The sequence below is a fragment of the Coleofasciculus sp. FACHB-712 genome, assembly GCF_014695635.1.
GTDB lineage: Bacteria > Cyanobacteriota > Cyanobacteriia > Cyanobacteriales > FACHB-T130 > FACHB-T130.
In genome coordinates this window covers 1-8,867 of record NZ_JACJOQ010000421.1, presented here as the reverse complement: position 1 = coordinate 8,867, position 8,867 = coordinate 1, and the positions used below count along the sequence as shown (strand labels likewise).

Annotated in this window: 6 protein-coding genes; 1 reads left to right on the top strand and 5 read right to left on the bottom strand. The window is 46.1% G+C overall.

Going from position 1 to position 8,867, the window contains the following annotated elements:
* Together H6F50_RS13015 and H6F50_RS13010 are read right to left on the bottom strand one after the other, a co-directional pair.
* Positions 1 to 2,108, bottom strand: a 2,108-nt coding sequence (locus H6F50_RS13015; RefSeq protein ID WP_190429022.1) for an efflux RND transporter permease subunit, incomplete at its 3' end; no start/stop codon positions are given.
* 30 nt (positions 2,109 to 2,138) lie between these two features.
* Positions 2,139 to 3,788 (bottom strand): efflux RND transporter periplasmic adaptor subunit, encoded by a 1,650-nt coding sequence (locus H6F50_RS13010; protein WP_190429021.1) that lies wholly within the window; start codon positions 3,786 to 3,788, stop codon positions 2,139 to 2,141.
* Positions 3,789 to 4,403: 615 nt separating this feature from the next.
* Between H6F50_RS13010 and H6F50_RS13005 the strand changes: the two genes are divergently transcribed.
* The gene (locus tag H6F50_RS13005; RefSeq protein WP_190429020.1) at positions 4,404 to 6,854 is read left to right on the top strand and encodes a GUN4 domain-containing protein; all 2,451 of its coding nucleotides are present in this window, start codon (positions 4,404 to 4,406) and stop codon (positions 6,852 to 6,854) included.
* Between the two features lie 132 nt (positions 6,855 to 6,986).
* Here the strand turns inward: H6F50_RS13005 and H6F50_RS13000 are convergent, their stop codons facing one another.
* The 3 genes from H6F50_RS13000 to H6F50_RS12990 all read right to left on the bottom strand — a co-directional run.
* Positions 6,987 to 7,196, bottom strand: a complete 210-nt coding sequence (locus tag H6F50_RS13000) for a hypothetical protein (RefSeq protein WP_190429019.1) — start codon at positions 7,194 to 7,196, stop codon at positions 6,987 to 6,989.
* Positions 7,197 to 7,436: 240 nt separating this feature from the next.
* Complete coding sequence (locus tag H6F50_RS12995) at positions 7,437 to 8,153, bottom strand: DUF305 domain-containing protein (RefSeq protein ID WP_242029011.1); 717 nt, start codon at positions 8,151 to 8,153, stop codon at positions 7,437 to 7,439.
* Positions 8,154 to 8,403: 250 nt separating this feature from the next.
* A partial coding sequence (locus tag H6F50_RS12990; protein ID WP_242029010.1) for an ATP-binding protein occupies positions 8,404 to 8,867 on the bottom strand: 464 nt, incomplete at its 5' end.

Below are 8,867 nucleotides of genomic sequence, written 5' to 3'. Positions count from 1 at the left end.
ATAATCTCTTCGACTTGTTTACCCAGAGTGCGGAGTTGTTCTAAATCCGGACCAAAAATTTTGACAGCGATCGCACTCCTCACTCCAGACAGCACTTCATCCATCCGGTGAGAGATAAATCCGCCAATATTCGGCGCAACTCCTGGTAATCTGGCAAATTCCGCTCGCAACTTTTCAATACTTCCTTTCCGGTCTTTTATCCCCTTTTCACTCAGTTCTACATCTAAGTGCGCCAAGTTGACACCCGCCGCATCCGCATCTCCCGGCGCACGCCCCGATCGCAACTGGATAAAATCAAAGCGCGGGTCATCCTTAAGCGCATCCTGAAGGGCAAAACCGGCGCGATTAGTCGATTCTAGGGAGACACCGGGATAGAGAGTCAGGGTGTTGACGAGCGATCGCTCTTGGAACTCCGGCAAAAACACCCGTCCTAAGGAGGGGACAATAGCGATCGCTGCCACTAGACTCGCAGCCGCAACTACCAAAATCAGTTGAGAATTCCGCAAAGAAAACATTAAAAACGGACGATAAAGCCCTTTGAAAAATCTCGCCACCCACGGTTCTTTTTCTGGCAAATGACCGTGAGGCAATAAAATGGCGCATAAAGCTGGAGTGATGGTGAGTGCGGTCACGCTAGAAGCCAGAACTGCCACTAAATAAGCCACTCCCATCGGTGTAAAAATGCGACCTTCCACACCAGCAAGGGCAAAAATTGGCGAGAAAACCACCACAGTAATTAAAGTTGCACCAAATAGAGAATCGCGTACCTCCTGACAACCTTCAAAGACAACTTCTAATGGTGACTTTGGTTTCCCTGCCAGCTTATTTTCTCGTAAGCTACGGTAGACATTTTCAGCGTCCACAATGGCATCATCAACGGCTGAACCAATCGCAACTGCCAAGCCTCCCAGAGTCATCGTATTCAGACCATATCCCAGCCAATTTAACGCTAGCAATCCTAACAACAAAGACAAGGGAAGTGCAGTGAGACTCACGACAAGCGTGCGCCAATTCATCAAAAACGGGACAAGAATAAAAGCAACAATAATACTGCCTTCAACGAGTGCTTCCCGAACATTTTCAATCGAGGCGTCGATAAAGTCTTCTTGACGGAAAGTAACCGTCATTTTTACATCCGGAGGCAAACTCGATTTCACCTCTTTCATTGCCGCCTCAATGGCACGAGTGACCGTGGGAGTATCGGCTTGTGGCTGTTTGTTAATCATGACCACAATTGCCTTTTTGCCATTCAAACTGCCATCGCCCCGCTTGAGTGCGGCACCAATTTTGACATCAGCGACCTCGCCTAATCGAATCGGTGTTCCATTTCGAGCGGTAATCGCTGATTGTCGCAAGTCTTCAATGGACTCAATCCGCCCAACACCCCGAATTAATAGCTCTTGGTCAGGGTTAATGAGAAATCCACCCGGAGCGTTAACATTGGCTTTTTCTGCGGCTTCAGTCACGTCCTGTAAAGACACATCAAACGCTTTTAGTTTCGCTGGATCGACTAATATTTGATACTGGCGAATATCACCCCCATAAGCGATTACCTGCGAGACGCCAGGAACCGCTAAAAGGCGGTTTGTCACCTGCCAATCTACGATACGCCTGACCTCCATCAAGTCAGTGCTAGGTGAAGATGCTTGTTGCCTGTTACCTTCTTCAACAGTGAAAGCATATTGCAATACAGTGCCGATTGGAGAACTAATCGGAGAAATTTGTGGCGAATCAACACTTTCTGGCAGCTTTTCTTGCGCTTGCTGCAATCGCTCTGTCACTAACTGTCGGGCTTGATAAATATCAGTTTCCCAATTGAAGATAACTTTCACAACTGAAAGCCCCACCGCTGAAGCAGACCGTACTGTTGTGACGCCGGGAGTCCCATTAATAGCACTTTCAATCGGTAAAGTAACCAGAGATTCTACTTCTTCTGGAGCTAATCCGGGGGCTTCAGTTTGAATTTCGACTTGGGGTGGAGCAAAGCTGGGAAATACATCCACTGGCATTTGCGACGCCACGCGAAATATCCAAACTGTCACCAGCATGGCGGCAAGGACAACTAGCCAGCGTTGTTTAATAGACCACTTGATGAGCGCACTAAGCATAGTTAAAGGCAAAAGACAAAAGAAAGAAAATTATTGACTTTTTACTTTTTCCTGTTTGCTTGCCGAGTCATTAACAATTTCTGATTCGTGAGGTAAAGGTATTGCAGGCAACGCCTCTATGGTTTTAGGTACCTTGCGAGACTGAGTGCGGCGTCCTAACCAAAAGGCAACGAATGCGATCGCTCCCCCGGCTGGCAAAACCCACAACCAAGGAAGTGAGTTGTGAATGGCAGAAACCCGATTAATCGCCTCTGAGTTTGGAGTTAAAGGCTGTTTCTCTTCGCTTTTGCCTTCTGAGCTGTCGCCGCGTAAGGATTGGGCATACAGTTGAATTGCGCCTTGGGTGACAATGCGATCGCCCTCAAACAAACTTCCCTTGACTTCAACTACATCCCCCACAGTTCGTCCCAAGGTGACTTCAACTGGCTCAAAGGCGGTACCATTTTGCACGTAAACTCGCTGCCTGCCATTGGTTTCCACCACGGCTGAAGTCGGAATCACTAAGATAGGCGCGGGAGTTTGGTTGGTTAACACTTCCAATTCTGCAAACATCCCTGGCTTCAACTGCCCGCCAGGGTTATCCAGTTCGGCTTTGACTGGCACGACTCGCGTTTCCCCTTCTACAACCGAGCCAATCACCGCAATCTTGCCCGTGAAGGTGCGATTCGGCAAGCTGGCAACCTTCACGTTTACCCGTTGCCCAATTTTTACCTTATTTAAATCTTTTTCGTAGATATTCGCCGTAGCCCACACCCGTTTATTATTCAGGATGGTCATCAGCTTTGCCCCTGCCTCCTCCACCGATTGACCGAGGGTAATTTCCCGGTCAGCAACGGTGCCAGAAATGGGAGCTGTTACCGTCACCAACCCTTTGTCATTGGCGCGGGTTCCCAGTTGTTGTAGCCGCGTCTGATAAGCAGTATTACTCAGGCGAATCCGGGAATTTGCTACTTTTACAGCCGATTGGGCGCGTTTGAGTTGCGCTTCGGCTTCCAGAACTTCCCGACGGCTGGTTGCTTTGGTCAATTGCGTTTTGGCTTCTGCCAGGTGAGCAAGAGACTCCAGCATTTGGCGACGTGGCAGCGCCCCTGCACGCTCCAACTCGCGATCGCGTTCATACTGTTCTTGAGCGACTGCTAGTTCAGTGCGAGCTTGCTGAATGTCTGAGGCGGCTATCTGCGAGTATTGCTGATAATTTTCTTGGGCTAACTTTAAATCTGCTTGCGCCTGTTGCAGATCCGCTTCGGCTTCGGCTCGTTTTTCCTGGGAACCTACGCGCAGTTCTACTAAGTCGGGTGCGGCGATGACAGCGACGACTTTGCCTGCTTGAACTACTGCACCGGGTTCCACGAGAAGCTCAACGATTTTTCCCGGAGTGGGTGATGTGACTTCCGCTTTTTGGCTGGGCAAAGTTTCAATTTGACCCGTGGTTTTAATGCCAAAATCCAGCCGTTGTTGAGAGACTGGTTTTACCTCGATTCCCATCCGTTTTGCTGTTTGGGCATCCACTTGAATCCCTTGGGGAGTTCCTTGGCTGGCTTCGGTTTCCCCATGAAACTCATCCCCATGTCCAGCATGGGCGAGAACCGAGGTTGGTGCAGCCAGTAGCAGTAGGCTCAGGAGTGTCCCAAATAAGCGATCGCGTGCCTTAGATGGCTTGGAGTTAGCAAAAAAAAGCATAACTAAGGGGTTCCTTGCGTTTGGATGGGATAGCGAGGTTTAATTCAGCCCTCTAGCAAGGGCACTTACCTAGTGCCGAAATAGCCAGCGATGCTGACCGCAACAGCGTTAAACCACCATCTAGATATTTAAGTTTGCACAAAAGAATGAAATTAGGATGAAATCCGGAACACCACCCCAACCCCTCCCCGTGAACGGGGAGAGAGAAATCCGGCGTTGCTGATTAATGGAATCAAGATGCATTTAAAGAAACCGGACTATCCGGTAATGCTGGTTCCTGCTGGAGATTTCAACAATCCAGAGCTAGAGATGGAAATGCGCCACTTCCTCTTTCCTCTCTATAAGCAACCAGAGTAAGTTATTGCAGCCATTCATTAAGAGGGATTTCAGGATCGAGTGGACTCTGTACTTCACGCCCACCTCGATTTAAAACGTGCTGCTCAGTTCCCGCTTTGGGTATGGTTGTAGTATTACTTGTGTTGATGCTGCTGCTGAATGAGTTTGAGTTGTGGGAACCATGGCTCAGAGTAGCTCACAATTTTGTTATTTTAGAAAGAAATCAGGGCATCCTATCAGTTAAAAGCTCCTCATTTTCCTACCTCGCTGGAGTGCCCTATGGAAAGTTCTCAAGCATCCCTTTTAGCTCAAGCAAAACAGGGAGATGCAAAAGCCATAGCAACCCTGCTGAACCACAAACTACAATCGAAGGGCATTATAGCAAAGGCTTCTGTCAAGAATAGTTGCTTACATATCATGCTGGAAGCGGCTAAAACACCAGCGCAGCGACCACTAGTTGATTTTCTTCAGAAGTCATTTGTAGGATTTACTGTAGACAATTGGCATGTGGTAAAAGTTTATGGGCGACGAGTCGGAGAAGATATTCCAGATTGGGTGGAAGAATTCAAAGTTAGGCTAGAACCCAGCCAAGCTCCTGAAGCCCTTGCGAAGCGAGGAAATGTTAAAGCTATTGCAACACTGATTAACCAAGAACTAAAACTCAGTGGTGTTATAGCAAAGGTCAGTTTGAAAACTGATTGTTTGCAGGTAATGCTTGAAGCGGCAGAAGCTCCAAATCAAGAGCAGATGATTTCGCTATTGCAACCTATGATACAGAAATTGGAGATTCAGAGCATAACCAGGTTGAGCGTGTATGGCAAACACTCTGAAGAGGATTTCCCTGATTGGCAGGAAGAAGTCCAGCTACTTCTAGACAACAGTGAGCCGCGACAAGTTCAGACATCAAGCTTAGATTTAACTCCCTCTTCTAAGAGTATTGCGCTAGTCTCAGCGTCATCAGTGGCTCAAGAAGTGGATGGTATTGGACTGTCGAATCAGCTTTATACTGCGCTTCAAACTACATGCTATCAGCACCTCGCTCATAAAGTTGGATCGGAGAGTGACAAAACTATCCATGAGATTGTTGAAAATTTTGTAGATGCGATTGAGGCAGAACTAAAACTTGATCTGGATCAATTTTCAAAGCAGGTTATTGATATTGCTAAAGCTTTTGGGCTTCAGCCAGAGCAGACTGAAATACAGGCTATTGTCTCTGATACTGCCACCTCCAACTTTGCTGGAATCAGATTGGCAATCCGGGATTTAGAGCGAGTCACACGAGAAGTTCTTCAAACCAACTTTCCTCAGGAGACCGATGCGTTGAAATCCTTTTTCTCAGGAGCAGCTCAGGAATTTACCGCTAACCTCTTTGGTAGGACTACAATGTCAACTGAGGGGATTGTAGGAACTGTTCTTGGATCAATTATTGCACCAGGTTTGGGATCAGTAATTGGGGGAGCTATTGGTCAGTGGATGGGTGGTAACAAACAGCAGAAAGCACTTCAAGCAATTATCGAAAAATATCAGAAAGCGAGAGAAAAGCTGTTTCAGGAGTGGGAAGCCGTCTTGCAAGTTGTTTACACTAAGTTAGGTGATTTTTTCACTACTATAGCTCCACTTAAACTGCTCACCTATCAAGTAATGAATCAAGCAGTTGTCTTCTACAATGAAGCTAACAGTTATTTGGAGACAGAAGAGGAACTTCAGAAAGCAATTGATCTGTATGATAAGGCTATTTGCCTTAATCGGGGATTAGCGCTTGCCTGGAACAATAAAGGGTATGTCTTGAATCATTTAGAAAAATATGAGGAAGCATTACCAGCACTGATTCAGGCAATTCAAATTGATCAAACGCTTATTATTGCCTTTAACAATCTCGGAGATGCGCTACAGAGTTTAGGCAGAAATGAAGAGGCGATTGCAGCTTATGAAGAAAGTATTAAACTGGCATCAGTTAATTATCAGGCTTGGTGGGGCAAAGGAACTTGTCTGTATAACCTCCAAAGATATCAGGAAGCAATAGCGGTTGGTGAGAAACTTGTTGAGCTAGATTCAGAAAACTTTCTGGGTTGGTACACCAAAGCAGTTTGTCATGCACTGTTAGGGGATGACAAATTGGCAATAGAAAATCTGAGGGAAGCTGTTAAGATTGATTCGGATTCCTCTCAAAAACTTGCTAAAGCTGATTCAGATTTTGATCGTTTGCGGGAAGATAAGCAATTTAAAGAGCTAATGGAATCCTCTGTTGGTGCAAATTATACCTCTCTAAAGGGATATTTAAAAGAAAACCAATGGCGCGAGGCAGATCAAGAAACTGCTCGATTGATAAAGTGGGTAATTCAAAAAATCACCAATTCTACAGAGGTCAACCAAGAAACTTTGAAAGTGTTTCCTTGCGCTGACTTAGAAACGATTGATTTTCTATGGCAAGAAAACAGTGATGGAAAATTTGGCTTTAGTGTGCAAAAGATAATTTTTCAAGAGTCTTATAAGAATAGAGACATTTTTGGAAGTAAAACTGGTTGGCGCGTAAAGGATGCCGATGGAAATTGGTCTTGGCGTAGCAATGCCAACTTTGCTTACAATCCTGAGTCCATGCCTGACGGACATTTGCCCAGTAGTTTATGGGCAGGTGAAGACGGTTGGTTTGAAAATCGTCGAGACCGCTTGCTTACTCTATTTGCCAGAATAGATAGTTGTTCACTGGGGGATAAAGATAGTGAATCCTGAGTCGAGTAGCCACAGCTCAACAATTCGCTTGGAGTGGACTGCCGAAATATCCTGGTGCATTGCGAAGATTGTTCGCAGCCGCTCAAGCGAGCCGTTATGCTCATCCTGGGAACTTCTCTCAAGATGAGAACGTTATAACAAATTTGTATTCAGGGAAATTACCTGATCGGGTGCCAGAATACCTGCGACTGCGATCGCTTCCAGTTTTCCGACTTCCTGGGGATGCTGAGTCTTGACTTTAGCGATCGCCTCCTCGATCCCCGTGGCTTGAGCGATGTAAATCTGTGTTTCACTTCGCAGCACCCAGATTGGGTTAGACCAGGTATGCCGGGGCTGAAGCACAGCTTTATGAATGATCTGATGGCTAAACTGAATTAGGCTTTCTAGGCGTTGCTGATTGATGGAATGAATTTGTTTCGCGCAAAGGCGTAAAGGCGCAAAGATTATACATTCCGCCTTGGTCAGACAACTCAATTCATCCTCCTAGTCAGCAACGCCAGAAATCCTACCCTAGGTGAGTTTTTGCCTCACCTGGCTATCGGTGCTGTTTTGTCGCCCCTTCCTGCTTTCAATTAATCTGAATTACTTTTTGTACCAAGCTTGTCGCCACTGCTTCATTTTCTCAATTTCTGCTTTTTGTGAAGTGATAATTTGTTGGGACAATTGTTTAATTTCGGGACGCTTTGACTTACCGAGTGCATCTTCAGCCATTGTTAAAGCACCTTCATGGTGAGCAATCATCCCATTAAGAAAGCGCAGATCAAACTCAGCATCAGCAGCGCCCATATCTCCAGACATCATCATGCTTTGACGTTGTTGTTCTGACATGGGGACTACGGATTTATCTGCACCTCCGTAAGCAACCGGCTGATTGCTGGCTTGGGGATACCATGCCTGTCGCCACTGTGTCATCTGATTAATTTCTTTGTTTTGATCTTGGATAATATTGTCAGCCAACTGCTTGATTTCAGGGCGTTTAGATTTTTGTTGGGCTTCTTTTGCCATCATCACCGCACCTTGATGATGCACACTCATCGCGTCAATAAACCGCAGCTCGTAATTAGCATCGGCTGGCCCTAAATCCATTGCCATGCTATGATTCATGCCGCTTCCGTGTCCCCTGTGTTCCATGTGTTCCATGCCGCCAGCATCTGATGGGGAGGCGGTTGGGGCTTGGGCTTGGTTTTGAGAGCCACTAGAACAAGCTGTCAGAAATCCGCCAGTCATGGAGGCGATCGCTACCAGGGTAACAGCCAAAAAACCATTTTTAAAAGAATTAATTTGCATAGATAGGGGCATCAATTTATTTAACTATCCTCGCTCCTGATCTGTAAGTTAGTTCAAGAAAGCAGTAGGTATTTCTCAGTGTTTTACAAAAAAATGAAATTAGGATGAAATCCTGATAGGTCATTCGGAAGAAATTTAAAGCATTTAATTAGATAGATGCGATCGCACCTTCCGCATTCTTAAGGTTAACGCCAACAAAAGTACCTTTAATGACGGTTAACTTAAACCAAAATCGAATTAGCCAAGAAATGCAGCAGTGCATTTAATTATGCAAAGGCAGTCGAATCGTAAATGTGCTGCCTTTGCCCAATTCGCTCTGAACGTCGATGCTGCCGTTGTGGGCAATTGCGATCGCTTTGGCGATTGATAACCCCAATCCAGAACCGCCAGTGTGTCGAGCGCGATCGCTATTTATCCGATAAAAGCGGTCAAAAATCCGCGTCTGCTCTGGGAGTGCAATGCCAACGCCAGTATCTTTTATAAAAATTAGTGCTTGGGTGCTGCTCTCTAAAATCACCGCCACCTGACCCCCAGGAGGCGTGTATTGAATTGCATTCACCACTAAGTTAAAAATCAGGCGATACAGCTGTTCTTCGTCACCGTTGACGTGCAATTCCGGCGTGGGAATATCTGTGGAAAGCGTCAAATCGGCAGCGATCGCTAGCGCTGATAATTCTTCTGTAACATCACTAACGAGATCGTTGAGGCAGACGGGACGATATTTGA